Annotated in this window: 18 protein-coding genes and 2 pseudogenes; 10 read left to right on the top strand and 10 right to left on the bottom strand. The window is 40.9% G+C overall.

Annotation, left to right across the window (positions count from 1 at the left end):
- Positions 1-43: 43 nt before the first annotated feature.
- A complete protein-coding gene (locus F985_RS17620; RefSeq protein ID WP_004703227.1) occupies positions 44-1429 on the bottom strand; it encodes an MFS transporter in 1386 nt (461 codons plus the stop codon).
- Positions 1430-1602: 173 nt separating this feature from the next.
- Positions 1603-2547, bottom strand: a complete 945-nt coding sequence (locus F985_RS17615; protein WP_004703225.1) for a dihydrodipicolinate synthase family protein — start codon at positions 2545-2547, stop codon at positions 1603-1605.
- Positions 2548-2732: 185 nt separating this feature from the next.
- On the opposite strand from F985_RS17615, the pseudogene F985_RS17610 reads away from it, so the two are divergent.
- The 5 genes and pseudogenes from F985_RS17610 to F985_RS17595 form a co-directional block, all read left to right on the top strand.
- Positions 2733-3482 (top strand): annotated as a pseudogene (locus F985_RS17610) (LysR family transcriptional regulator); the annotation flags it as partial.
- A gap of 93 nt (positions 3483-3575) precedes the next feature.
- Positions 3576-4910 carry an ISNCY family transposase gene (locus F985_RS17605; RefSeq protein ID WP_004699130.1) on the top strand — a complete coding sequence of 445 codons (1335 nt, stop codon included), beginning with the start codon at positions 3576-3578 and terminating at the stop codon, positions 4908-4910.
- 55 nt (positions 4911-4965) lie between these two features.
- A pseudogene (locus F985_RS25780) lies at positions 4966-5109 on the top strand (LysR family transcriptional regulator); the annotation flags it as partial.
- Between the two features lie 203 nt (positions 5110-5312).
- Positions 5313-6020 carry a YoaK family protein gene (locus F985_RS17600; RefSeq protein WP_004703220.1) on the top strand — a complete coding sequence of 236 codons (708 nt, stop codon included), beginning with the start codon at positions 5313-5315 and terminating at the stop codon, positions 6018-6020.
- A gap of 148 nt (positions 6021-6168) precedes the next feature.
- Positions 6169-8082: an alpha/beta hydrolase gene (locus F985_RS17595; protein WP_004703217.1), complete on the top strand. Its 1914-nt coding sequence runs from the start codon at positions 6169-6171 to the stop codon at positions 8080-8082.
- 52 nt (positions 8083-8134) lie between these two features.
- Here the strand turns inward: F985_RS17595 and F985_RS17590 are convergent, their stop codons facing one another.
- From F985_RS17590 to betI, 7 genes are all read right to left on the bottom strand, one after another.
- On the bottom strand, positions 8135-9469 hold the full coding sequence (locus F985_RS17590; RefSeq protein WP_004703216.1) for a basic amino acid/polyamine antiporter: 1335 nt from the start codon (positions 9467-9469) through the stop codon (positions 8135-8137).
- Positions 9470-9474: 5 nt separating this feature from the next.
- Positions 9475-10353, bottom strand: a complete 879-nt coding sequence (locus F985_RS17585; RefSeq protein ID WP_004703215.1) for a homocysteine S-methyltransferase family protein — start codon at positions 10351-10353, stop codon at positions 9475-9477.
- 216 nt (positions 10354-10569) lie between these two features.
- Positions 10570-11040: a hypothetical protein gene (locus F985_RS17580; protein ID WP_004703214.1), complete on the bottom strand. Its 471-nt coding sequence runs from the start codon at positions 11038-11040 to the stop codon at positions 10570-10572.
- 90 nt (positions 11041-11130) lie between these two features.
- On the bottom strand, positions 11131-12771 hold the full coding sequence (gene mqo, locus F985_RS17575; protein ID WP_004703213.1) for a malate dehydrogenase (quinone): 1641 nt from the start codon (positions 12769-12771) through the stop codon (positions 11131-11133).
- A gap of 510 nt (positions 12772-13281) precedes the next feature.
- Positions 13282-14940, bottom strand: coding sequence for a choline dehydrogenase (gene betA / locus F985_RS17570; RefSeq protein ID WP_004703206.1), 1659 nt, complete (start codon positions 14938-14940; stop codon positions 13282-13284).
- 95 nt (positions 14941-15035) lie between these two features.
- Positions 15036-16508, bottom strand: coding sequence for a betaine-aldehyde dehydrogenase (betB, locus tag F985_RS17565; protein ID WP_004703205.1), 1473 nt, complete (start codon positions 16506-16508; stop codon positions 15036-15038).
- Positions 16501-17124: a transcriptional regulator BetI gene (betI, locus tag F985_RS17560; protein WP_004703204.1), complete on the bottom strand. Its 624-nt coding sequence runs from the start codon at positions 17122-17124 to the stop codon at positions 16501-16503. Before betI ends, betB begins: the two co-directional genes overlap by 8 nt.
- Before the next feature lie 265 nt (positions 17125-17389).
- On the opposite strand from betI, the gene F985_RS17555 reads away from it, so the two are divergent.
- From F985_RS17555 to F985_RS17540, 4 genes are all read left to right on the top strand, one after another.
- A complete protein-coding gene (locus F985_RS17555) occupies positions 17390-19012 on the top strand; it encodes a BCCT family transporter (RefSeq protein ID WP_004703203.1) in 1623 nt (540 codons plus the stop codon).
- Positions 19013-19128: 116 nt separating this feature from the next.
- Positions 19129-21195 (top strand): choline transporter, encoded by a 2067-nt coding sequence (locus F985_RS17550; RefSeq protein ID WP_004703202.1) that lies wholly within the window; start codon positions 19129-19131, stop codon positions 21193-21195.
- An 11-nt stretch (positions 21196-21206) separates the two neighbouring features.
- Positions 21207-21821 carry a MarC family protein gene (locus F985_RS17545; RefSeq protein ID WP_004703201.1) on the top strand — a complete coding sequence of 205 codons (615 nt, stop codon included), beginning with the start codon at positions 21207-21209 and terminating at the stop codon, positions 21819-21821.
- A 259-nt stretch (positions 21822-22080) separates the two neighbouring features.
- The gene (locus F985_RS17540; RefSeq protein WP_004703199.1) at positions 22081-22596 is read left to right on the top strand and encodes an acyl-CoA thioesterase; all 516 of its coding nucleotides are present in this window, start codon (positions 22081-22083) and stop codon (positions 22594-22596) included.
- Positions 22597-22724: 128 nt separating this feature from the next.
- On the opposite strand, the gene F985_RS17535 is transcribed toward F985_RS17540, so the two are convergent.
- Entirely contained in the window at positions 22725-22919 is a 195-nt protein-coding gene (locus F985_RS17535) for a hypothetical protein (protein ID WP_004703197.1), read from the bottom strand.
- Positions 22920-23419: 500 nt separating this feature from the next.
- Between F985_RS17535 and F985_RS17530 the strand changes: the two genes are divergently transcribed.
- The gene (locus F985_RS17530) at positions 23420-24418 is read left to right on the top strand and encodes a CobW family GTP-binding protein (RefSeq protein ID WP_004703195.1); all 999 of its coding nucleotides are present in this window, start codon (positions 23420-23422) and stop codon (positions 24416-24418) included.
- Position 24419: the final 1 nt, after the last annotated feature.

Genomic DNA, 24419 nt, shown 5'->3' with positions numbered 1-24419 from the left:
TGCCTAACGCTGGGTTAGGCAAGCTTTTTATGAAATGGATGAATTAAGGAGAGAGTTTTTCGAGCACTTGGCCTTTGGTTTCAATGGCAAACAGGAAGGTCACAAGGCCACCAATGAGTGCCACAACGGCTAGCACACTAAACACATATTGAATGCCGTAACCACCAACCACGAGTCCCACCATAACCGGTCCAATTGCAGAGCCGGCACGTAACCAAGCGGTACTAAACCCGATGCCCATCGCACGTAGGCGAGTTGGGTAAAGTTCGGCAGCGTAGAGGTATAAAGAGAATGAAATGGTCTGCAAAATGGCATAGCTAATCGTTGCGAAAATTACAACTTCCATCGCCGATTTTGCGCCTAAAACCGAGAGGCTCATGAGTGGAATAATCGCCAAGAAAAACGCTGCACTGTACCAAGGACGGCGGCCGACTTTATCAATCATTAACGCACAGATAATAGAGGCAATCACACCCACGCCCGAAGTAATCCAGCCATAACCCAAACTGGTTTGCAGCGACAGACCAAAGTGTTGTTTGTAGAGGGATGGCAGCCAAGTCACCATGGCGTTGTTCACCATGTACACACAAAACCACATGCCCCATAGGGTAAAGGTCCGTTTACGGTAAATGCCACGGAACAGCTCGCGCCAATCGGTTTTTGCCATGCCTTGCGGGTTAATTTCTTTAACCACAGGTTCAGGCAAAGTTTTACCGCTTTTAATGGCACCGTCTTCAAAGCTTTTGACGACTTGATCTGCTTCTTTAAAACGACCTTTTGAAGCCAACCAGCGTGGTGACTCAGGCAAGAAAAATCGTAAAGGAATGACCAGTAAAGATGGAACTAGGCCCACAATAAACATGACTTTCCAGCCATAAATTGGCATCAGGAAAAATGCTGCCATGCCTGCAAACATAAGACCTAGTGGGAATAAAACTTCGTAGAGCAAGAAAAACTTACCGCGCTTTTCTGCACCAATAAACTCATTAATATAGGCACTCGCAACAGGCACTTCGCCCCCTGTTCCAACACCTTGTAAGAAACGGAAAATTAACAGCGACATTCCGCTCCATGCAAACAAACAAGAAATGTCCATTGCCACAAACAGTAAAATGGTAAAAGACAGTACTTTTAAACGACCGACTTTTTCGGCAAGAGAACCAAAAAAGATCGCACCGACCAGTTGCCCGACATAGCCCGCGGCAATGATCGCACCGACATAGGCAGGCGTCAGGTGCCATTCGGTAATGAGCTGAGGTAAAGCAAAGGCAATTGCTAGCACAGTATAAGCGTCAAAAAAGGTCGCTATACCGATGGTAATTCGCATAAATTGCATTCGACCAGTGACGGGTAGCCGTTCAAGTCTTGCAATAATTTCCGCATTTTTTTGATGATGACTAATTTGTTCTACATCCGCTAGATTTGTCATCTTCTATCTCCTTATCTACTACATTCCTCGTAGTTTTTTTGTTCTATTTCGCACTACCTGTTCACCACAGTTTGCATGCTTTTTATTATTGTTTTTAAGAGACATGCCCGATGTTTGGCCTCAGGCAGCGTACAGGAAAAAAAGGCTAGCGTACATGCTAGCCCGAATAGAATTTAAGCAACGGCTTGGGTTAAATCGACCTTGCCAATTCCGGCTTGACGCATTGCATCATGAATTTCTTGCTCAGCACCATCTGCCAGTGGAAGCAGTGGCGAACGCACAGTGGCATGGTCCAAAATTCCGCGAGCAACCAATGCATGTTTAAGCGCAACCGTACCTTCCATGTGTGAACCGCGGTGATAGACATTACGAGTCACTGGTAATAATTGGTCGTGAATAGCACGTGCTTTAGCATAATCTTTAGCTTTACCTGCTTTAATCATTTCAATTAACAGTTCAGGAGCAATGTTGCCGTAGCCAACTAAAGCGCCGTCTACATCAAACATGGTGTGAAGCAAATATTCATCGTGGCAAGTCAAAATCTGTAAGTCTGGACGTTCACGGCGAATAATTGGAATTTCAACATCCCAGCGGCGCATGTTACGTACACCATTTTTCATGGCAAACACACCCGGCTGTGCAGAAATGTCGAGTAGGGTCTCTAAGTCGTAAGTGGCTTTAGTCGCATCTGGATATTGGAATAAAATAGATGGCAAACCACTTTCTTCATAAATTGCTTTATAGCGGTCTTGTGGTGCGCCTTTTTGATAACCAAAACGCAACCAGCCATGTGAAGGGTAAATCAAACCTGCCGAAGCACCCGCGCTCACTGCACGTTTTGCTTCTTCTGCTGCAACCGAAGTACCTTCGAGTGTAATACCTGCGATTACCGGAATTTTGTCATCTACCGATTTAACAAAGCTTTCGATGACCTGCATTTGTTCTTTTTGCGACAAGAATGTTCCTTCACCTGCATGCCCAAGAACAACCAAACCTTTCACACCATCAATGCTGCCTAACCATGAACCTAAACGTTGAATTGCATTATGGTCTACTTGTCCGTCACGGGTAAAAGGAGTCACAGGTGCTGGGGTTAATCCACGTAAATCTAAACTCATAATCGTACTTCCTATACAGTGTAATTAAATATTCTCTGGTTCTTAATCTGACTTAAATCGTGTTGTAGAGAACATGATTGGAGTATAGAAATAGGTGAGCTATGTAGGAATTACCAATTCTTGAATTTCAGTTATACTGAAAATGTATGGCTCAAAAGTGCAAGTTTACGGTTTAGGAAGAATCGATGAATTATGATTTATGGAAAATATTTTTAGACGCGGTGGAGCTCGGTAGCTTAAGTAAAGTCGCCATGCTACATAACACTAACCAACCGCAAATCAGTCGGCAAATGAATGAGCTTGAAGCCCAATGTGGTGGTCGTTTGTTTAACCGAACTGGACGGGGCGTAGAACTCACCGATTTAGGCCAGCATTTACTTCCTAAAATTCGTTCATGGCTAAACGTAACCGATCAACTCAATAATGAAATTTTGCACTCGACCGATACTCCGATTGGTACGGTTCGTATTGCCAGTTTGCCGTCTACTGCACATCCCTTGTTATCGACTCTCTATAAAGTCCTTCAAGAGAAATATCCCTTAATTAAACTGTCAGTGCGTGAAGGGCAAGGGGTACATTTAGAAAAATGGCTGGAAGATGGCAGCGTCGATTTAGCCATTCTCTATCGGTTTAATCCGACACCTAAACAGGGCGATGTTTACCTTACCGAAGCCGATACCTATTTGGTCGGCTGTGAAGGAGATGAGTTAACTCGTGAAAGTGAAGTCGACTTTAAAAAAGTAAGTGAGTTACCGCTGGTCACGTTTTGCAGGCCAAGTAACTGGCGTAATTTTTTAGACCACATGGCTTATGAAAATGGGGTAGAGCTGAATATTGTGTTTGAAGCCGACTCGATTAGTTTGCAAACCCATTTGGTTTCCGAGTCTCGCATGTATACCATGCTGGGGCCGCAAGCTTTAAAAAAAGCTAGCCAATTGTTAGAACCCATTTAAAGTGTCTATATTCTCACCAATAAAAATGTCTAGTTTATGATGGCTTAAACATCATGGACTGGATATGAAATATAGATGCTGATCACTATGTCTGACAAAGAAATTCAACGTCTTGCTGTTCTGCAAGACGTTCGAGATCATCGTATTACACAAGTCCGTGCTGCTGAAATCCTTAATCTTTCAACCCGTCAAATTACCCGGTTATTACAGAAGCTCAATCAAGATGGTGTTTCAGGTATGGCGCATGCCAGTCGTGGTCAACCTGGCCATCGTCGCCATGATGATTTATTAAAATCAAAATGTCTTTCCATTATTTCTGAACATCTGCTGGGATTTGGACCTACCTTGGCCCATGAGAAGCTCAGCAGCATGTTTGACCTGAATATCCCGGTAGAAACGCTTCGGCGCTGGATGACTGCAAATGACCTCTGGATTCCACGATCCAAGCGCCTTAAACGTCCATATCAGCCACGTTATAACCGGGATTGCTTCGGTGAGCTAATCCAGATTGATGGCTCATATCATGACTGGTTCGAAGGACGCGCTGCTAAGTGCTGCTTGCTGGTTTATATCGATGATGCCACTGGAAAGCTGTTGCATCTGCGCTTCTGTGAGGCGGAAACGACCTTCGACTATATGCTTTCAACCCGAGCCTACATTGAACAATACGGTAAGCCTCTGGCCTTTTATAGCGATAAACATTCGGTCTTCCGAGTGAACCAGAAATCGAGCCAGGACAGCCAGATCACGCAATTTGGGCGGATTCTGAATGAGTTAAATATTGATATTATCTTCGCCAACTCACCCCAGGCCAAAGGCCGTGTGGAACGTGCCAATAGAACACTCCAGGATCGCCTGATCAAGGAAATGCGCCTAGAAGGTATCTGTTCAATTGCCGAGGCAAATGCCTGGCTGCCCTGCTTTATTGAGCATTTCAATCAGAAGTTTGCCAAGTGTGCGCGAAACTCAAAGAATTTACATCGGCCATTAACCGAATCTCATCTTGAACTGGATGATATTTTTACCTGGCAGGAACCGCGTAAGGTCACCAAGAATCTGACCCTGACCTATGACAAATGTATTTATCTGCTTGAACCGACAGAGCTGAATCATAAGCTTGTTGGGCAATATATTTCATTTCTGGAGTACCCAGATGGCACTGTGGCCCTCATGTACGAGGGACGAAAGCTCAACTACAGCATTTTCAATAAATTAGCTGGGCTACAGCAGAATGAGATCGTTGAGAATAAACGGTTAGGTACAGTTCTGGCACATATTCAGCAACAGCATGAAGAGTTGGAAAAACAGAATAAACGTTCCCGTCTCAAGAAAAGTATGCCGAGTCGTAAAGCTCAGAAAGCTGTTATTGAACAAAGAAAGTTAAATCCTGTGCTTGACTCTTGTGGTTAAAAACAGGACATTTTAAATGGTTTATCGCATAGACATTTTAATTGGTGAATAACACCAATACACCTCAATTCAAGCCGCAAAAATTATTAACCCTGCGCTCAAGCGCTATATTTCTTTGTCTATTTCTAAGCACGGCTATTTAACGCCTGCGTGTAAGGCGGTGATGGAAGAAATTAGAAATTTGGCCGATTTGCTTTAATTAAACCGTAACTTTATGACTGATACTGCTGCATGGCGCGCATCATAATTGTTGCTATTTTGAAGACAGTGTTGCGACATTAAACAGTCTATGTTTTTACATGCTTTTTTGTTTTTATAAATGCTTTAGCTTTGATTTGTTTTTAAATATTTAAAACATCTTTTTAGTGAATTTAATGACTTTAAAATAACAGGATGCTGCTTATGCCAGAGACCTCAATTCAACAAGAGACACAAAGTACATGGGCACTATGTCGAGATCCTGTTTTACTGACTATGGTCGGTGGAGCAATTGATACTATTGGCTTTATTGCGTTATTTGGTTTTTTTACCGCGCATGTAACGGGTAACTTGGTGCTTGCAGGAGCAGCCTTGGTGAAGGGCGGTACAGGGGTCTGGATTAAGCTTGCTGCTATTCCATTGTTTATTTTGACAGTGGTGATTACCAAACTGTTAATTGACCGTAGTCAGGCCAAACACAAAACGCTGTCTTATTTATTTTTGTTTGAAGCTATTTTTCTGTTTGCCTTTATGGTGTCAGGACTGTACTTCGAGCCATTTAAAAATGCCGATGCGATTACCGTTGCTATCACGGGTGGCCTCGGTTTAATTGCCTTAGCTATTCGTAATACTTCAAGTAAAACCCTCATTAAAAATATTAGCCCAAGTACCATGATGACAGGCAACACCACCCAGCTTGGGATTGATATTGCCAACTTGCTAAAAAACAATAATGAGGCCAATCGGGCAAGTCTGCTTAAAAGTGCCAGTATTGTCATTGGTTTTGTGATTGGTGCTTTTATGGGGGCTGTGCTTTATGTCTATTTTGACTTTTGGAGTGTAGCACCGTTTATTTTACCTATCCTTTATTTTTCTTATTTGGCTTCACAGCAGAAGTTTAAACAAGCTTAAACAGAGCTGTTGAAAGAGCCTGAATTTTAAGAAATTCGGGCTTTTATTTTTTTAATAAAGCACCATTGAAGTTGAGCTGAAATTGTTCGTTCACAGCTTTACAGGCATAATGACGAGTGGGGAAATACATTCGATAAAGGAATGCACAATGACAAAATCCGGCCATTATTTAGTGCTTGCAATAATGGGACTGCTTAGCGGTTGTCAGGTCATTCATTTAAAAGAAAGTAACTTAAGCAGCGCTTTAAAAAGTAAAAATGAAAGCATTTTGACTGACAATACGTTAAGCCATCAAACCCAAAACCTACTGTATTTGGTCAAAGAAAATGAGAAGTCTTGTCTGCAAAATTTTGAAGATTGTTTAAAGAAAATTCAGGGACTGTCTGAAAATAGCAGCAGAGAAGAGCGTTATGCTGCGCTGAGTGAAATTTACTTGGCAAAAGCTTTAGATGTGGGACGTAGTAGCCAGTGTAATGTGGGTAGTAAAAATAATCGTTGTGTCGAGCAAGAGTTAGCACTGTTTGATAAAAGCTTGCGTTATAGCTATGTTTATTTGTTTGACTCTGAGGAGTCGCCGTTCGATCGGGTATTTGACCATCGGCAAAATCAGGTGCGTATTTTTTATAACGTGGCTTTGTCAAAGCTTATGACCACGTATTTTAATCATTTAAATACGCTTCATTTTCCACCTTTACTAAAAGCAGATGGGCATGAGTACCAAGTCAACTTTGATCATGCAGTAGATGTACAAAACATTGAAGTCGATACTTTTCGCTCTAGCTATAATATGAACTTTTCAGGGTTTAATACTGTCAACCGTAAGGATGGTTTAGGAGCCGAGTTTATTGTTGGGCGTAAGGAGCATGATGTAAATCATGGTTTCATTTTAGACCCCGACGCTTTTTACGCTCACCAGAGTAATCCCAACATACATTTACCACGCTTCTTTCCAGTTACTGCGATTGCCTACCCAAAACAAAAGGCCACAGCCGATCAAGTCATTGCTGGGGCAGATTTGGAAATTTCCATGTTCGACCCTTATCGGCAGGACCGTGTAAAAGTTGAAGGTGTGGACTATCCGCTCACTGCAAACTATTCGGCGCCTTATGGATTGTGGCTGTCGAAATATAATTTAGGGGCAGCGGGTTATTGGTCTTTAATTAATAAAGAAGCCAATTTGATCATGCCGCATTTATATATGCTGGAACCTTTTAACCCGAATAAAAAAATCATTGTGTTTATTCATGGCTTAGCAAGTAGCCCAGAGGCTTGGGTGAGCCTAACCAATGACATTATGGGAGATGCCGAATTAAGAAAAAATTATCAAGTTTGGCAGGTTTTTTATTCAACCAATATGCCGATTTTTGAAAGTCGTTTTCAGATTTATTCATTGCTGAATCAGGCTTTTCAAAATGTTGCCAAAGACAGTTACGCTGCGCACGATGCAGTGTTGGTTGGGCATAGTATGGGCGGAGTAATTAGCCGTTTATTGGTAAGCGATGCTGATGTTTCAGAGCAAGCCATGCAAAAAATGAATGAAGCTCAGCTCAATCGTTTAAAGCAAAATCCTGTTATTCGAGAGCGCTTTCAGTTCAAGACTTTGCCCTATTTTAAGCGGGTTGTTTTTGTTTCGGCGCCGCATCATGGTACAGATTACGCTGATCGATGGTTTACTCAAATTGCTCGTCGTGTCATTCGTTTGCCTGCTGACTTTTTTATTGCGGTCGAAATGAGAGATGAGAAAAATACAAAACTCAGAAAAGGTTTAATTGAAAATGGAGCGAGTAATTTAAGTCGTTCATCTAACTTTATGAAGCTTACGCAAGCCATTCAGCCATCGTCCAATGTGGTCTATCACTCGATTATGGGTAATATAAATGGTACGACGGATAAGTTAAAAAGCAGTGACGGGATTGTACCGTATCAAAGTTCACATTTAGGTGGGGAGCAGTCGGAGCTGATTATTAAAGGTGGGCATTCAATACAAACCTCACCAGAGGCAATTTTAGAATTACGTCGTATTTTAAGGTTGCATTTAAAGCAGTCGCAGCTTTCAAAATAGAATTTTTGTTTTAGAAAACCACTGCTGACAGACTCAACAGTGGTTGAAGTGATTAATTAAGCTGGTTTTGTTTGAGCGATTTTTTATGCTCAAAGTAGCTGATTGAAAAAATAACCAAGCCAACCAAATACAACACGCCAGACAACAGCAGCAAGTCTAAACCTGCTGCATAGAGCAACCAAAGTGCATAGATTGAAGCGACACTTGCAATAGCGATATGCGGCGTGCGTTTATGGCGAATGGATTCTTTAAGATAAAAAGCCGACACCAGAAAATAAGGCAGCAAAATCATGACCGATGAAATCAGTAAAAGCTGAGTGTAGTTTTTATTGAAAAAATACACGGCAATCAGGGAGCCTTGTACCACAATAGTAGTGAGCCAAAGTGATGAAATCGGTACATTGTTCTGATTATTCTTTAAAAATAGTTTCGGGAATGCACCATTTTTTGCGGCTAGATATGGAATTTCGGTCGCAAATAACGTCCAGCTTAAATAAGAAGATGAAACTGAAATAATCAGGCCGATGGTAATAATGATGGTACCCGGTAAGCCGATCAATTGCTGCAAAATGGTCGCCATAGATGGGTTATGCATGCCTGCAAGGGCTTCACGACTTGCCACACCATAAGCCAGTACTGTCACCATGACGTAAAAACTTAACGCCAGTAACACACCTAAAATGGTCGCTTTACCAATGTCATTACGGTTCTTTGCACGCGATGATAAAACTACCGCACCTTCAATACCCGTAAATACCCAAAGGGTAATCAGCATCAGGTCTTTGACTTGCTGCCAAAGTGGAACTTTTAAAGAGAAGTCATTTAAGTTGAGTTTGAATAAATCAAACTTAAAGGCAATGAAGGTAAAGAAGATGAAAACCACCATTGGAATAATTTTGGCAATAGTCGCTAGCAAATTTACAACAGCGGCTTCTTTAATGCCTCGGCTCACTAACCAATGTACCAGCCATACAAAAATGCTTGAACCAATCAGAGAGTAGAGCGTGTTACCTTCACCAAAAATAATATGGTCTTTGCTGTCGGTAAACATACCAACGCCTGAAAAGGCAATGACCACATAGCCGACAATACCAATGGTGGTACATAACCAATAACCCCACGCCGAGCAAAACCCGATGAGGTCTCCAAATCCTTCCCGCGCATAGTTATAAATACCGCCGTCTAGATCTGGTCGTTGACGGGTTAAATGCAACAATGACAGGGCTAAGAAAATAATGCCGACCCCAGTAATGAGCCATGCAACAAGAAGGGCAGAGCCGTTGGCAACTTGAGCCATATTTTGGGGAAGGCTAAATACGCCAGACCCCACCATAGAGCTAAATACCAGCGCTGTAAGAGACAACAATCCGATTTTGGCAGCAGACATGGTATTTATTCTTTAAAAAATTGAGAAAGTTCAGCAATGTGTTCTGGTCCAATACCACAGCAACCGCCAACCAGACTTGCACCTGCTTGCTGCCACTGTTTAGCAAAACCAAGATAAGCTGGAGCATCTAAGTCTTTACGAATTTCATCTAAGCCATCGTTCGCAGTAGCGCTGTCATCTTGTGGTGGGAAAGCGTTGGCATAGGCGCCAATTTGTACAGACTCTGGAATAAGTCCTTTAATCTCATTAATCGCTTGCAAGATCACTTCAGGTTGGCAGCAGTTAAACAACACTGCTTTGGCATTGGATTGTTTGATGAAATCAGCCACTTGCTGCATGTTTTCGCCTGAACGAAGTAAAGCTTGTTCCTGTTTAATTTCATCTTGCAGTGTAAATGACACCCAATAGTCCTTACCATCTTGTGGCAATAACGCGTGTACTGTTTCAACTTCTTTTAAGCAAGACTGAGTTTCAGCGAGCCAGAAATCTACTTCTGGTGCCAATGTGTTAATGATAGGCTCAGCTAGGTTTTTAGCCTGTTCTGGTTGGAACAAGTCTGCACGGTAAGAACCAAATAACGGTGGTAAGCAGCCTGCGATTTTGACATTTTTACCGCTTTCTTTAACTGCATTTTTCGCTTGTTCGATGGCAACTTTAATTAAACGTACGCCGTCAGTTTCAAAGCGTTCCTGACCAATGTGAAATGGTACAACTGCGTAGTTGTTAGTCGTGATGACTTCTGCACCAGCATTAATAAAGTCGAGGTGAACTTCTTTTACTGTTTCAGGTGCTTCAATAAGTGCTAAAGCAGACCATTCTGGTTGACGAAATGGAGCGCCACGACGGGCCAATTCACGGCCTAAACCGCCATCTAAAATTTTCATAAATTACAACATAAAGGGAGAAAAATAATTCAGCTAATCTAACGTGTAGGTGAATTCTATTCAATCACTAATATGCTCTATATATTTCAAAAAAATGAGATGGTTATGAAAAATTTTTCTTAAAAGGAATTCTGTAAATGCTGTTCAGTTTTACTGATGAACTTCACGTGAAAATGAGCGTGTATTGGTTTGAAAACATAGTATGAAAAAACGATCTTACAAAGCGCCATATTGTTGCCAGCTTTCGCCTGTATGCTGCGTTTTATAATAGGCTTGAAGTTGAGCAAGTTGTGTAAAATGTACACCCGACCAAGCAAATAAACTAATGAATAATAAGACTTTATATAAGCTACGAACTTTATTGAAGCGAGCAAAAGCTAACATAACAAAGAACAATGCAGGTAAAAATATAAAGAACTGGAGAGGTGAGAAAAAGAAATGAGTACTACTGAAATATAACGCGACTGCACTTAGCAGCACATTTAAAACTGAACAGATTTTCTGGTACTTGCCGAGCTTAAACGTATAAGCAGTGATAATAAATAATACGGCTGAGCTGACGTAAATTGCTGTACCACCAATCATCCACATATAAAACCCGCTTAACAAAAGATAAGCCAGCAGCAAAATAAGTACGAGCTTAAAACAAAATGACAAGAGGCGAGGTGATACGTTTAAAGGCGTCATAGCGAATCTATATCTCAACTAAGGTCTTAAAAAAACAAAAGGACGAATCGAGATTCATCCTTTTGATATTTTACTTATACATCCTCAAACTTAGTTTGCTTTTGCCACAGGGGCAGTAGCAGTTTCATCGTTTGCAGCTTTGAATGGAGATGTATAGTTCAAGCCAAGTGTAGAACTTGTGTACTGACGAACTTTGTCGAGTAACACAGGGTCTTTGCTCAAGTCTTGCTTATAAGAAACTACAATTTCATGAAGTTTTTGGTTCCACTTACCTTCAGTTTGCTGAGGGAAAGCTTTTTCAAGTAAGTTAAGCATGATGTATGGAGAAGTCGAAGCACCCGGAGACGCACCTAACAATGCAGTTACAGCGCCGTCTTTAGAAGCAAAGATTTCTGTACCGAATTGAAGTGTCGCAGGTTTACCCGGTTCTTTCTTGATGATTTGAACACGTTGACCACCTTGGCTTAAACGCCAGTCTTCAGCTTTCGCATCTGGGTAGTATTTACGAAGTTCATTTAGACGGTCTTGGTCTGACATCATCACTTGGCTCACCAAGTATTTAACAAGATCAAGGTTTTCCAGGCCAACAGTCGTCATTGGTAAAATGTTGTTTTTGTTGGTTGATGCAAGCAAATCAAGCTGTGAACCATTTTTCAGGAACTTGTTTGAATAGGTTGCAAATGGGCCAAACAATACATATTTTTTACCGTCGATATAACGTGTATCAATATGTGGTACAGACATTGGAGGCGCACCAAGTTCAGCACGACCATATACTTTTGCGGTATGTTGAGCAGTAATTGCTGGGTTATCAGTAATTAAGAACTCACCACCTACAGGGAAGCCAGCATATTGTTTCGCCTCTGGTAAACCAGTAAGTTGCAATAATTTAACCGCTGCACCACCTGCACCGATAAACACAAAACGTGTTTTAACGTGATCTGTTTTACCAGTTTTCAAATCTTTGAAAGTTACAGTCCAAGTTTTGTCATCATTTTGGCTGATGCCAGAAACTTCAGTTGAAGTCTGTAATTTGAAATTTGGGTTTTGGCTTAAGTGTTTCACTAACTGATTCGTGATTGAACCGTAGTTAACGTCTGAACCAACTTCCATACGCGTCGCTGCAACTTTTTGAGTTGGGTCACGATCGTTCATCACCAAAGGTGCCCATTGCTTAATTACAGCTGGGTCTTCAGTAAATTTCATACCTTTGAACAACGGGCTTTGAATCATGGCAGCATAACGTTTTTCTAAGAACTGAACGTTATCGCCCCAAACGAAAGCAATGTGCGGAACAGGGTTAATGAATGATTTTGGTTCAGCTAAAACGCCTTGTTTTACCTGATATGACCAGAACTGTTTTGCTACTTCAAACTGAGAAGCAACTTTTTCAGCTTTGGCAATTTCCATCTTACCGTTTTTCTCTTCGGTATAGTTCATTTCCATAAAGCCAGAGTGGCCTGTTCCGGCATTGTTAAAGCCGTTTGAACTTTCTTGAGCAACTTGGTCAAGACGCTCATACATACGAATTTGCCAATTCGGTTCAAGCTCAGTGAAGTAAGTACCGAGAGTGGCACTCATGATGCCGCCGCCAACAAGAACGGCATCAACAACTGGCTCATCTTTTGCAGTTTGCACTTGTTTTGACGCAATCGGTCTAAACAAGAAAACAATACCTGCAATTAAAATAATAATGATTAATACCAGAAGGTATTTCAAAAACTTTTTCATGCAAGGGGAACCTTAAAATAAGTTATTTGAGTCACTTAAGGTGTGAGGAAACCTAGACAGCGTATCCAGACAAAACGGATATAAATGCGAAAGTAAAATTCTCCAAAACAGAGAACTTTAAAAAAAGAAAAATTACTTGGGATTATCGCAAACACTCTATATTTTAGACTAATTTTGCATTGACAAGACAATTTTTATAATAAATGGGTTCTATCAAAATCATAAATATGATTTATATTTAATCAAATTAAGCTTTTATAAGATTATTTTTTGCTGATATTTTTGTATAAGCATTTGAAAATTATTAATTAAAATAATTATGGTTAAAATTAAACCACTTGATGGTAATTTGCCTATAAAAATAGATTAATTTTTATTTCATGCCATATTTGTGTAAATGTTTAGCTTATAGCCGCTTATTTTTTGTCATACATAGTTCTTATTAATGTTTATGCAGTACCTATTAAATTCAGGGCATATTTCTGTATAAGAAATATGCCCTTAACGGTTTTATGACGCGACATAGAACGGTGCAGTTGAACGTGGTAATGCTTCACGTCCACGAATTTGGTCTGCAATTTTCTCGGCAATCATAATAGTGGTTGCATTTAAGTTACCCGTAATAATGAGCGGCATAATTGAGGCATCAACTACACGTAAACCATTCATACCGTGTACACGGCCTTGACCATCTACAACAGCCATCTCATCTTCACCCATCTTACAGCTACAAGACGGGTGGTAAGCCGTTTCTGCGTGGTTACGAACAAAGTCATCAAGCTCTGCATCACTTTGCAAATGTTTACCCGGACTAATTTCTTCACCACGATATGGATCAAGCGCAGGTTGCTGCATGATTTCACGTGTGATACGAATTGCATCACGGAATTCACGCCAGTCTTGTTCAGTCGACATGTAGTTAAACAAGATACTTGGATGTTCAAATGGATCTTTCGATTTAAGTTTGATACGACCACGTGAAGGGGAACGCATTGAACCCACGTGAGCTTGGAAGCCGTGTTCTTTTACTGCATTACTACCGTTGTAGTTAATCGCAACTGGCAAGAAATGGTACTGAATGTTTGGCCACTTGAACTCATCGGAACTACGGATAAACCCACCTGCTTCAAACTGGTTACTTGCGCCAATACCTGTACCGTTAAATAACCACTCGGCACCAATGGCAGGTTGGTTATACCATTTTAAAGCAGGGTATAAGGAAACGGGTTGCTTACATTTATACTGTAAGTACATTTCCAAATGGTCTTGCAGGTTTTCACCTACACCCGGCAAATCATGAACCACATCAATGTCCATTGATTTTAAGAAGGTACTTTGACCTACGCCTGAGCGCTGTAAAATTTGTGGAGAAGCAATTGCGCCTGCACACAGTAGCACTTCTCGTTTAACTAAGGCGCGTTGCAAGTTGTTTTGATCAGCGCCAATAATGTATTCAACACCAATCGCTTGTTTTTGATTAAACAAGATTTTATTGGTCGTCGCGTGAGTCAAAATAGTCAGGTTTGGACGACCTTTTGCCATATCTAAATAACCACGTGCAGTACTTGAGCGACGGCCTTTAGGCGTAACTGTACGGTCCATTGGACCAAAGCCTTCTTGCTGGTAACCATTTAAGTCATCAGTACGTGGGTAACCTGCTTGTACACCTGCTTCAACCATGGCATGGAACAGCACATTGTTGCCATTTTTTGGCGTAGCAACGGACACAGGGCCATTGCCGCCATGATAGTCATTTTCACCAATGTCACGAGTTTCGGCTTTTTTGTAGTAAGGCAAGCAATCGGCATAAGTCCAGTTTTCAAGGCCTTTATGGGTTGACCATTGCTCTAAATCCATTGCGTTACCGCGGATATAGCACATGCCGTTAATTAAAGATGAGCCACCTAAACCTTTACCACGACCACATTCCATACGGCGGTTATTCATGTGTGGTTCAGGGTCAGTTAAATAAGCCCAGTTATAGCGACGACCTTGAAGAGGGTAGGCCAAAGCTGCTGGCATTTGTGTACGGAAATCTAAGCGATAATCTGGTCCGCCCGCTTCTAAGAGTAAAACGGTGGTATCTTTGTCTTCGGTAAGACGCGCAGCGAGTACATTTCCGGCAGATCCTGCGCCAATAATAATGTAATCATATTCTTTAATATTCATAACTATCCTTTTTTTACTAACAGTTTGCCTGAGCAATCTATAAAGACTGCTCGGCATATGTGATTTAGGTTGAAGGTTTTAGAGCGATTGCGGCATTAAAAAATGCTTTGATAATCGCCAAGTTCAACTTGAATAGATTTGATACGGGTATAGTGCCCAAGCGTGGTTAAGCCATTTTCGCGGCCTACACCAGATTGCTTGTAGCCGCCGACTGGCATTTCGGCAGGTGATTCACCCCAAGTGTTAATCCAGCAAATACCAGCTTCAATTTGGTGAATAATGCGATGAGCGCGGCTAATATCTTGAGTGACCACACCGGCAGCTAAACCAAAGGTTGTGTCGTTGGCACGTTGAATCACTTCTTCTTCGGTTTCATAGCTTAAGATGCTCATGACAGGTCCAAAAATTTCTTCTTGAACAATGGACATCTGGTCAGTGCAGTCGCTAAATACTGTCGGTAGTACATAAGCGCCTTTGGCAAGCTCGCCTTCGGTCGCACGACCACCACCGATTAATACTTTAGCGCCTTGTTGTTTGCCCGACTCAATGAAAGACAACACTTTTTCCATATGCGGGAAGCTGGTGAGCGGACCGAAATTTATTTCTTCAGCCATTGGGTCGCCAATGCGAATACGTTTTACGCGCTCTACAACGGCTTTTTCAAAGTCGGCTAAACGTGATTTTGGAACAAATACACGGGTGCCGTTGGTACATACTTGACCTGAACTAAAGAAGTTTGCCATGACTGCAATATCTGCAGCACGGTTAAGGTCAGCATCTTCACAAATAATCAGTGGTGATTTACCACCAAGTTCCATAGTCACTTCTTTAAGTGTAGAGCCAGCAGCGCTTGCCATGACTTTTTTGCCAGTTTCCACACCACCAGTAAATGAGATTTTTTCAATCACAGGATGTTCAGTGAGCCATTGACCAATTTCACGGCCAGCACCTTGCACCACGTTAAACACGCCGTCTGGTAAGCCAGCTTCTGTATAGATTTCTGCAAGTTTAAATGCAGTGAGTGGAGTGGTTTCACTTGGCTTGAAAATCATAGCATTGCCAGCAGCAAGGGCAGGGGCAGATTTCCATAAAGCGATTTGAATTGGATAGTTCCAGGCACCAATACCGGCAACCACGCCTAAAGGTTCGCGGCGTGTATAAAAGAAACTTGACTCGCGAAGTGGAACTTGTTCGCCTTGAATAGCGGTTGCAAGTCCTGCGTAATATTCGAGTACATCGGCACCAGTCACAATATCGACGGTAGATGTTTCGCTGTAGGCTTTACCAGTGTCGAGTGTTTCAAGACGGGCAAGCTCATCATTACGTTCACGGAGAATATCGACAGCACGACGTAAAATACGTGAACGCTCCATAGCGGTCATGGCTGCCCAGATTTTTTGTCCTTGTTGGGCACTTTTTACAGCAGCTTCAATATCTTGTTCAGATGCCTGTTGAAGAGTCGCGATTGTCTCACCGTTGGCAGGGTTAATACTATTAAATGTTTTACCACTGGTTGCTTCAACGTAGCGTCCATGGATATACAGTTGATAAACTTGTACATCACTCATTTTGTCTCTCCTGCAAAGGCTTGTTCGCAAATTGCAATTGCGTTTTTACATAATCGTAAGCAATGGAACGGGCCAGTTCGCTGTCAAATTCGTTATGACGGCTTAAACTGCCACGTAGCCATAATCCATCAATCAATGCTGCCAAACCTCTTGCGGCAACACTGGCCTGTTGTTCATCTATTAACTTGAGAAAATAAAACTTCAAGTTGGAATACAGGCGTTGATCATTAATCTTTTGCAAACGGCTCAGGTCTGGTACATGCATACTTGCAGACCAAAAGTCTAACCAGACCCGCATTGCTTTTTCATTTACCTGACTAATGTCAAAGTTAGAGTCAATAATTGCCTTAATCTGGCTTTCCGGATGCGAATCTGCTTCTGCTCTGTATTGTTCGGTTTTCCGACGCAAAACATTCAGCATTTCTTGCATACAGGTATTTATTAACCCTTGTTTGTCGCCAAAATAATGGCTAACAATGCCGGTCGACAGCTCGGCTTTTTTTGCAATTTGTGCAATGGTGGTATTGGATAACCCCACTTCATAAATTACGTCGAGTGCAGCGTTCATAATCTCTTCACGGCGCACATGCTCTGGTTTTACTCTGCGTTTTGTCATGATTGTCCACATCAGCACTTTTATGGGTGCTTTAAATTCAGCATGTTAACTTGCAGAGCATCATAGCACTTTTTTTATCATACTTGTTATTGATTGAACGTTCAATCAATAACAAGTATGATGTGTAAAAATCAATGAATTTTTGAATCTTACTTCGGGGTAGAAGAGATAGAATCAGAAGTTCTTACGGATAGGATGATGCGCATAAGTCCGGTACTTATCACGTTATTTTGGAAAAAATACACCGATTGCAAGGAGCAATAAGATGGTGTTGAAAAGTGATGGATATTCTTCAGACCATATTCGGTTAAATCGTTTCGTATTTTGGAGTTCGGCAGTCAGTATCGGCATTTTTGGCCTATTGTTTGTGCTGTTTCCAGAAAAAAGTCAGTTTTGGCTGACCTATGTGCAAGAGCAGGTAAACCACTTTTTCGGGTGGTATTACATGTTGGTGATTGTGCTGTGTTTAGGCTTTGTGGCTTGGCTTGCCTTCTCAAAAGTTGGGCAAATTCCGTTAGGTAAAGATGACGACAAACCCGAGTTTGGCTATTTGGCTTGGACCTCAATGCTATTTTCAGCAGGGATTGGTATCGCGCTACTTTATTACGGCGTGGCAGAACCTGTTGACCATTTTCTAAGACCACCTGAAGGTGAGGCAGGTACTATTCAGGCCGCCCGAAATGCCATGACCTATAGCTTTTTGCATTGGGGTATTCATGGCTGGGTGCTTTATGCCTTGCTCGGTGTGACCTTAGGTTACTTTGCTTTTAGACAAGATTTACCGCTTGCATTGCGCTCGGCTCTCTATCCAATTTTCGGAGAGCGGGTTCATGGCTTAGTGGGTGATTTTGTCGATGGCTTTGGTATTTTAGCGACAGTCATTTCGCTCGTGACCAACTTAGGTATTGGTGCTTTAGTGTTGGTTTCAGGTATTTGTTATTTAATTCCTGAAATACCGCATAGCTCTGCAACCTTAATTACAGCTGTTCTCGTCATGATGAGTGTTGCGACCATCACCACAGTAGTGGGTATTGAAAAAGGTCTGGCATGGTTATCGCGTATTAATTTGCGTTTGCTCTATGCTTTACTTTTATTTGTATTTTTAACAGGACCGACGAACCATTTGTTAAATGGTCTTGTTCAAAATGTCGGTGATTACCTCAACAATTTTATGGGTAAAAGTTTTGATATGTATTTATACAATCAAAAAGCCAGTGGCTGGTTGGGTTCATGGACTGTGTTTTATTGGGCATGGTGGATTGCTTGGGCACCTTTTGTAGGGATGTTTATTGCCCGAATTTCCAAAGGTCGAACCATTCGTGAAGTGGTTTTGGGTGTATGTCTCATTCCACTCGGCTTTACACTGGCTTGGATTTCTATTTTTGGAAACACCGCAATTCATTTTATTCTCAACCAAAAGCAGAAAGCTTTAGGTGATATGGTTTTAAGTGATCCAGCGTTGTCATTATTCAAATTACTCGAATATCTCCCGTTTAATCCGTATATTGCCGGGATTGTTGTTGTAATTTGTTTCGTTTTATTTTTGACCCCTGTTGGGTCTGGTACACTAATGATCGCCAATTTGTCCTCGAAAGGGGGCACCAGTGATAGTGATTCACCGATCTGGTTACGCATCTTTTGGTCTGTGGTCATTACCATTGTAAGTATCGGCTTATTATTAGCAGGTAGTTTTAACTCCATGCAAAGTGCAGTGGTGTTATGTGGTTTACCATTTTCTGTGATTATTTTGCTTTATATGTTTGGTTTAGCCAAAGCCTTAAAGCAAGATGATTTTGACCCGAATGTTGCGAAAAAGCAGTTAGCTATTTCAAAAGACATTTCTATTCCATCGAATTGTGACCAGAACAAAGTAACCGAGGTTTTATAATCTTGGTTCATCACATTTATTTATTTTTTTGCGTTCAAAGCAGTCTTTTCATTATGGTTAAATAGTGAAAAGACTAAATTGAATATTTTATTTTTCTTCTATTCCTTGAGGATTGTATGGCAACAGATAATCCAAGAGCAGTTGATGATTTAACATTATCTAAATCTAAAAAAGACCCGCTTAATCGTGTGGTTTTTTATATTTCAGCTCTAATCATTTTAATCTTTTCTCTCGTTACTTTTTTATTTAACGATTTCGCAAATCGAACCATTAACACCGTCCTTGCGTGGGTAACGTCAACCTTTGGCTGGTATTATTTACTGGCTGCAACGCTATATATGGTGTTTGTCATTTTCATTGCCTGTTCAAGATATGGTGAAATTAAGCTTGGTCCTAAACACTCAAAGCCTGAGTTTAGTCTACTGAGTTGGTCTGCCATGCTGTTTTCGGCAGGTATTGGTATCGATTTAATGTTCTTCTCAGTGGCCGAGCCATTATCTCATTATATGCAGCCGCCTGTTGGCGTAGGCCAGACCTATGAAGCTGCACGCCAGAGTATGGTGTGGACGCTGTTTCACTATGGTTTGACCGGATGGTGTATGTATGCCTTGATTGGTATGGCACTTGGCTATTTCAGTTATCGCTATAACTTGCCGCTTACCATTCGTTCTGCACTTTACCCAATTTTTGGGAATAGGATTAATGGGGCCATTGGCCATAGTGTGGATACTGCCGCCGTCATCGGGACAATTTTTGGTATTGCGACCACCTGCGGGATTGGCGTAGTACAGCTGAACTATGGTTTGCATGTTTTATTAGGACTGCCAGAGAATATCTGGATGCAGTTTGCACTGATTGCCATTGCAGTGGGTATTAGTATTATTTCAGTGACATCTGGGGTGAATAAGGGCCTTCGGATTTTGTCTGAAATCAATATTTATGTATCAATTGGTCTTTTGCTGTTTATTTTGTTTTTAGGTAATACCGAGTTTTTACTCAATGCGCTGGTACAAAATATTGGCGACTATCTAACTCGATTCCCGACCTTGGCTCTTCAAAGTTTTGCTTTTGAGCAACCTAAAGATTGGATGAGCAGTTGGACCTTGTTCTTCTGGGCATGGTGGATTGCTTGGTCTCCATTTGTAGGACTCTTTTTGGCACGTATCTCAAGAGGACGTACTATCCGTGAGTTCGTGTGCGGGACTTTAATTATTCCCTTGTTATTTACCTTAACGTGGTTATCTATTTTTGGTAATAGCGCATTGCACAGCGTGATTTTTGAAGGCAACCAAACTTTGGCTGCAACGGTATTATCCAATCCGGCACATGGTTTTTATGACCTGTTAGCGCAGTACCCAGGTTTTACCTTCATTGCTTCAATTGCGACGGTGACGGGTCTTTTATTTTATGTGACTTCTGCTGACTCGGGTGCATTAGTTTTAGGTAACTTCACGACCAAGCTTACGCATATTGATAATGATGCACCACGTTGGTTAAGTGTGTTCTGGGCAATTGCCATTGGGTTATTAACGCTCGCTATGCTGATGACCAACGGGATTACTGCTTTGCAAAATGCCACCATTATTATGGGACTACCGTTTAGTTTCGTAATGTTCCTTGTGATGGCAGGGCTTTATAAGTCACTCAGACTTGAAGACTACAGGCACGCTAGTCGAAGTATGAATGCAGCACCCGTGGTAGGTAACGTCGACATCCTTAACTGGAAAAAGCGGTTGACCCGAGTGATGCACCATCCGGGAACAACTGAAACCAGACGTATGCTCGACACAGTTTGTCAGCCTGCTGTGCAAGCCGTTGCCGATGAGCTTATTAAGCAAGGCGTGAATGTAGATGTACAGCAGACCCCACTTGAAGACGAAGAGGCGTTATATCACCTCGATATCACTATTCATTTGGAAGAAGAGCAAAACTTTGTTTATCAGATTTGGCCTGTCCGTTATAGCGCGCCTAACTTTAGTCAGCGTGTAAAACGAGGCAAACAGTTCTATTACCGTCTCGAAACTTATCTTTATGAAGGTTCTCAAGACAACGACCTTGTTGGTTACAGTAAAGAACAGGTCATTAATGACATTTTAGATAAATATGAAAGACATATGACCTTCTTACATATCAATCGTATTAGCCCTGGAAACCGACCATTGTTCCCAGATCCACAAGCTTAAGAGGAAAATGCATGGCTTCTCCTTATCTACATTCTTTTGCTTTATTTTTCTCATTGCTCAATCCATTTTTAATGAGCATTTATATGATTGGCCTAATCCGCCATTCAGAAGCTAAGGTATTTAATAAAGCGCTGATTCAGGGAAGTTTGATTGCTTTTATTGTGTTCATGCTGTTTGCATGGGGCGGTGAAACAATTTTTAGTAAATATCTGAATGTACGTTTTGAAGCCTTTCAGATTTTTGGTGGCCTGATCTTTTTGGTGATTGGCTATCGTTATGTGTTTCAGGGTGCCGATACCATTGGTGAAATGCGCGGTGCTCCTGAGCATTTAGCTGGAACCATCGCTATGCCATTTATGATTGGGCCAGGTACTATTAGTGCTGCTGTAGTCACAGGCATAGAAATGTCAATTGGTGAAGCAGCCCTAGTGATTGCCTTTACGTTATTTTTAACCTGTAGTATTTTGATTTTGATGAAATTTTCACATGATCATTTACGCTATAAACATGCCAAACATATTGACCGATATTTTGATATTGTTGGGCGTTTATCAGCGTTATTAATCGGTACGATCGCTATTGATATGATTATCAATGGTGTGACAGGTGTGATTAATAAAGTTTAGCAAGTATCGGTCAACATCGTGCTATGCCATTTAATATTGAAAAATGGCATAGCACTTTTTTTATTATTTTTAATTTCTCAATCAATTTTTATTTAAGAAAAACTAAAAAATAATTAAAAATAATAGATTAAAAAAGCTTCGTTCAAAAAAAGAATAAACAATATTAAAAAATACGATGCTATGTTGTGGATTTAAGCATGTTTTTTTTGTGAATTATCAACCATAATGTTTCTGAGCTTGTTTGAGACAGAGTTGAGTCATGCCTACATTAGATGAAATGACAACCGTAACTGATGATCAGTCAGAATTAACCATGTCAGTTTTAATGACCCCTGATATGGCAAATTTTTCAGGTAATGTTCATGGTGGAACAATTCTTAAGCTGTTAGACCAAGTCGCCTATGCTTGTGCAAGCCGTTATTCGGGCAGCTATGTGGTCACTTTGTCTGTAGATAAAGTGAATTTTAAAGAACCCATTTATGTAGGTGAGTTAGTCACCTTCTTGGCAAGTGTGAACCATGTAGGCCGTACTTCAATGGAAGTTGGTATTCGTGTTGAAGCACAAAATATTCAAAAGCGCACCGTTCGCCATACCAATAGCTGTTATTTCACAATGGTTTCTGTTGATGAGCATGGTAAACCACGCGAAGTTCCTCAATTGAAGCTAGATACCGAGTGGAAACGCTGTCGATTTGAAGCGGCAGAGCACCGTAAGGTGTTGCGCCTACAAGAAAATCATAATCCTTCTTGTAGCATGTATAAGAAAACGTCTTAATCAGATCGAATTAAAAAAAGATCGAACCGCAGCATGGTTCGATCTTTTTTTTCATCACTGAAATTTAACGTCCTGTTTCATTTCAGTAAAATTATCTCTGAGCTTGGAGGAGAGTACAGAGATAATAATTATTGAGCAGCAGGAGCGGCTTCAGAAGCTGAACCTACAGCGTCAGATGCAGCATTTGCAGTGTTGGCTTGTTCTTGAGTTGAAACTACAACTTTATCTTCTGGAGCATGAACCTTGTCATGTTTAGAAGCAGCAAAAGTTGAAGCAGCAGTTAAAGCTAGAGTAGTAGCAAGTAAAGTTTTAGCTAATTTCATTTTATGGCATCCTTAAAATTCATTAAACAATAAATTAAACCTAATCGTTCTTACCAACATGAAACCTGTATGGCTGAATGATTAAGCTAGGACACATGCTAAGCCGAGCTTTGGATTGCATCAATTAACTTAACAATCTATTACGGCTATCTTAACAATATGAAATATACGGGCCGTTTATGTGCGTCTACTGTAAAATTACCGCGCTGGTTGAACGTTTAAAATGTGAAAAAATATTTCATGTTGAATAAAAAAAAGTCAGGTTGGTTACGTAAACAAAACACTCTGGTATGAATTATGAATGCCTTAAAATAGAATATTCCGTTTGACAATAAGTTATTTAAAGTAAATTTAGATAAGCAATGAGACTTACTTCTCAAATTTAATATTTTCACCCACTTTTTAAAAAAATGACGTCAAAAAGAAAAATCATTTTCATGCTACTTAAACAGTGATATACCTTTCCTAGTTTTTTTGAACCTTGTTGATTTGAGTTGCTTGTGAAACTGATTCCCCAAAAAACTGTTCCTACCCATATTATTTCAGGATTTTTAGGGGCAGGGAAAACCACATTATTACAGCATTTATTAAGTCAGAAACCCAAAGATGAAGTGTGGGCGGTCTTAATGAATGAGTTTGGTCAAATTGGGGTAGATCAACAACTTTTACCGCAAGAACAAGGCTATGCCGTAAAAGAATTATTAGGTGGGTGTTTATGTTGTAGTAGCCAACTCCCCATGCATATTGCTTTGGCTCGTTTGCTAAGTGAACAAAAACCAGATCGACTCTTTATTGAACCTACAGGGCTTGGACATCCTTCACAACTGTTTGATCAGTTAACTGAACCTCATTGGCAAAACAGCCTGGCTATGCGTGCATTAGTCACGGTTGTCGATGGTAGCCGCTTGCATGACAACAATTGGGTTAAGCAAAATCTTTATGAAGATCAGTTAAAAGCCGCGCAAATTGTTGTGGTTTCTCATGCTGATACGATGTCTTTTGAAGATGAACAAGCATTAGACCAATTGAAACAAGAGTATCAACCTTATCAACAACAATGGTTAACGACAGAGCATGGTCAACTCGAACTAGCACAAATTGATGTCGCTGCTCGTTTAACCGCACGCTCTATACAACCTTTACTTAAGCTTCAAAAGCAGATGAGTGAAGCTGAAGTAGCAAAAGAAATTCGTCAATTGCCTTATCACTATGTTGAGTCAGCGCAGGGATATACTGTTGCAGGCTGGAAATTACCTAAGCGTTGGAAATTCGAATTTTATGCTTTGCTCGATTTACTCTGCGCACAGCAAGACTGGCTGCGTATTAAGGGAGTTTTTCATACAGATCAGGGGTGGAAGACCTTTAACTTTAATCCTGAACAGTTTAATTATAAGTCTGGTGAAGAGGGTATTGATAACCGTATTGAAATCATTAGCCAACATGAACATGACTGGCTGGCATTTGAAACTGAGTTATTAACTTGCAGAATTGATGAATAGA

Source organism: Acinetobacter seifertii, assembly GCF_000368065.1.
Classification (GTDB): domain Bacteria; phylum Pseudomonadota; class Gammaproteobacteria; order Pseudomonadales; family Moraxellaceae; genus Acinetobacter; species Acinetobacter seifertii.
The sequence above is the reverse complement of the archived record's forward strand: the minus strand, read 5'-3'. Positions and strand labels throughout refer to the sequence as shown.

Bases quoted from the DNA above. Each gene is read 5' to 3' on its own strand.
- F985_RS17620 (WP_004703227.1), bottom strand. From the start codon at position 1,429: ATGACAAATCTAGCGGATGTAGAACAAATTAGTCATCATCAAAAAAAT.
- F985_RS17615 (WP_004703225.1), bottom strand. From the start codon at position 2,547: ATGAGTTTAGATTTACGTGGATTAACCCCAGCACCTGTGACTCCTTTT.
- F985_RS17605 (WP_004699130.1), top strand. From the start codon at position 3,576: ATGCTGATCACTATGTCTGACAAAGAAATTCAACGTCTTGCTGTTCTG.
- F985_RS17600 (WP_004703220.1), top strand. From the start codon at position 5,313: ATGCCAGAGACCTCAATTCAACAAGAGACACAAAGTACATGGGCACTA.
- F985_RS17595 (WP_004703217.1), top strand. From the start codon at position 6,169: ATGACAAAATCCGGCCATTATTTAGTGCTTGCAATAATGGGACTGCTT.
- F985_RS17590 (WP_004703216.1), bottom strand. From the start codon at position 9,469: ATGTCTGCTGCCAAAATCGGATTGTTGTCTCTTACAGCGCTGGTATTT.
- F985_RS17585 (WP_004703215.1), bottom strand. From the start codon at position 10,353: ATGAAAATTTTAGATGGCGGTTTAGGCCGTGAATTGGCCCGTCGTGGC.
- F985_RS17580 (WP_004703214.1), bottom strand. From the start codon at position 11,040: ATGACGCCTTTAAACGTATCACCTCGCCTCTTGTCATTTTGTTTTAAG.
- mqo (WP_004703213.1), bottom strand. From the start codon at position 12,771: ATGAAAAAGTTTTTGAAATACCTTCTGGTATTAATCATTATTATTTTA.
- betA (WP_004703206.1), bottom strand. From the start codon at position 14,940: ATGAATATTAAAGAATATGATTACATTATTATTGGCGCAGGATCTGCC.
- betB (WP_004703205.1), bottom strand. From the start codon at position 16,508: ATGAGTGATGTACAAGTTTATCAACTGTATATCCATGGACGCTACGTT.
- betI (WP_004703204.1), bottom strand. From the start codon at position 17,124: ATGACAAAACGCAGAGTAAAACCAGAGCATGTGCGCCGTGAAGAGATT.
- F985_RS17555 (WP_004703203.1), top strand. From the start codon at position 17,390: ATGGTGTTGAAAAGTGATGGATATTCTTCAGACCATATTCGGTTAAAT.
- F985_RS17550 (WP_004703202.1), top strand. From the start codon at position 19,129: ATGGCAACAGATAATCCAAGAGCAGTTGATGATTTAACATTATCTAAA.
- F985_RS17545 (WP_004703201.1), top strand. From the start codon at position 21,207: ATGGCTTCTCCTTATCTACATTCTTTTGCTTTATTTTTCTCATTGCTC.
- F985_RS17540 (WP_004703199.1), top strand. From the start codon at position 22,081: ATGCCTACATTAGATGAAATGACAACCGTAACTGATGATCAGTCAGAA.
- F985_RS17535 (WP_004703197.1), bottom strand. From the start codon at position 22,919: ATGAAATTAGCTAAAACTTTACTTGCTACTACTCTAGCTTTAACTGCT.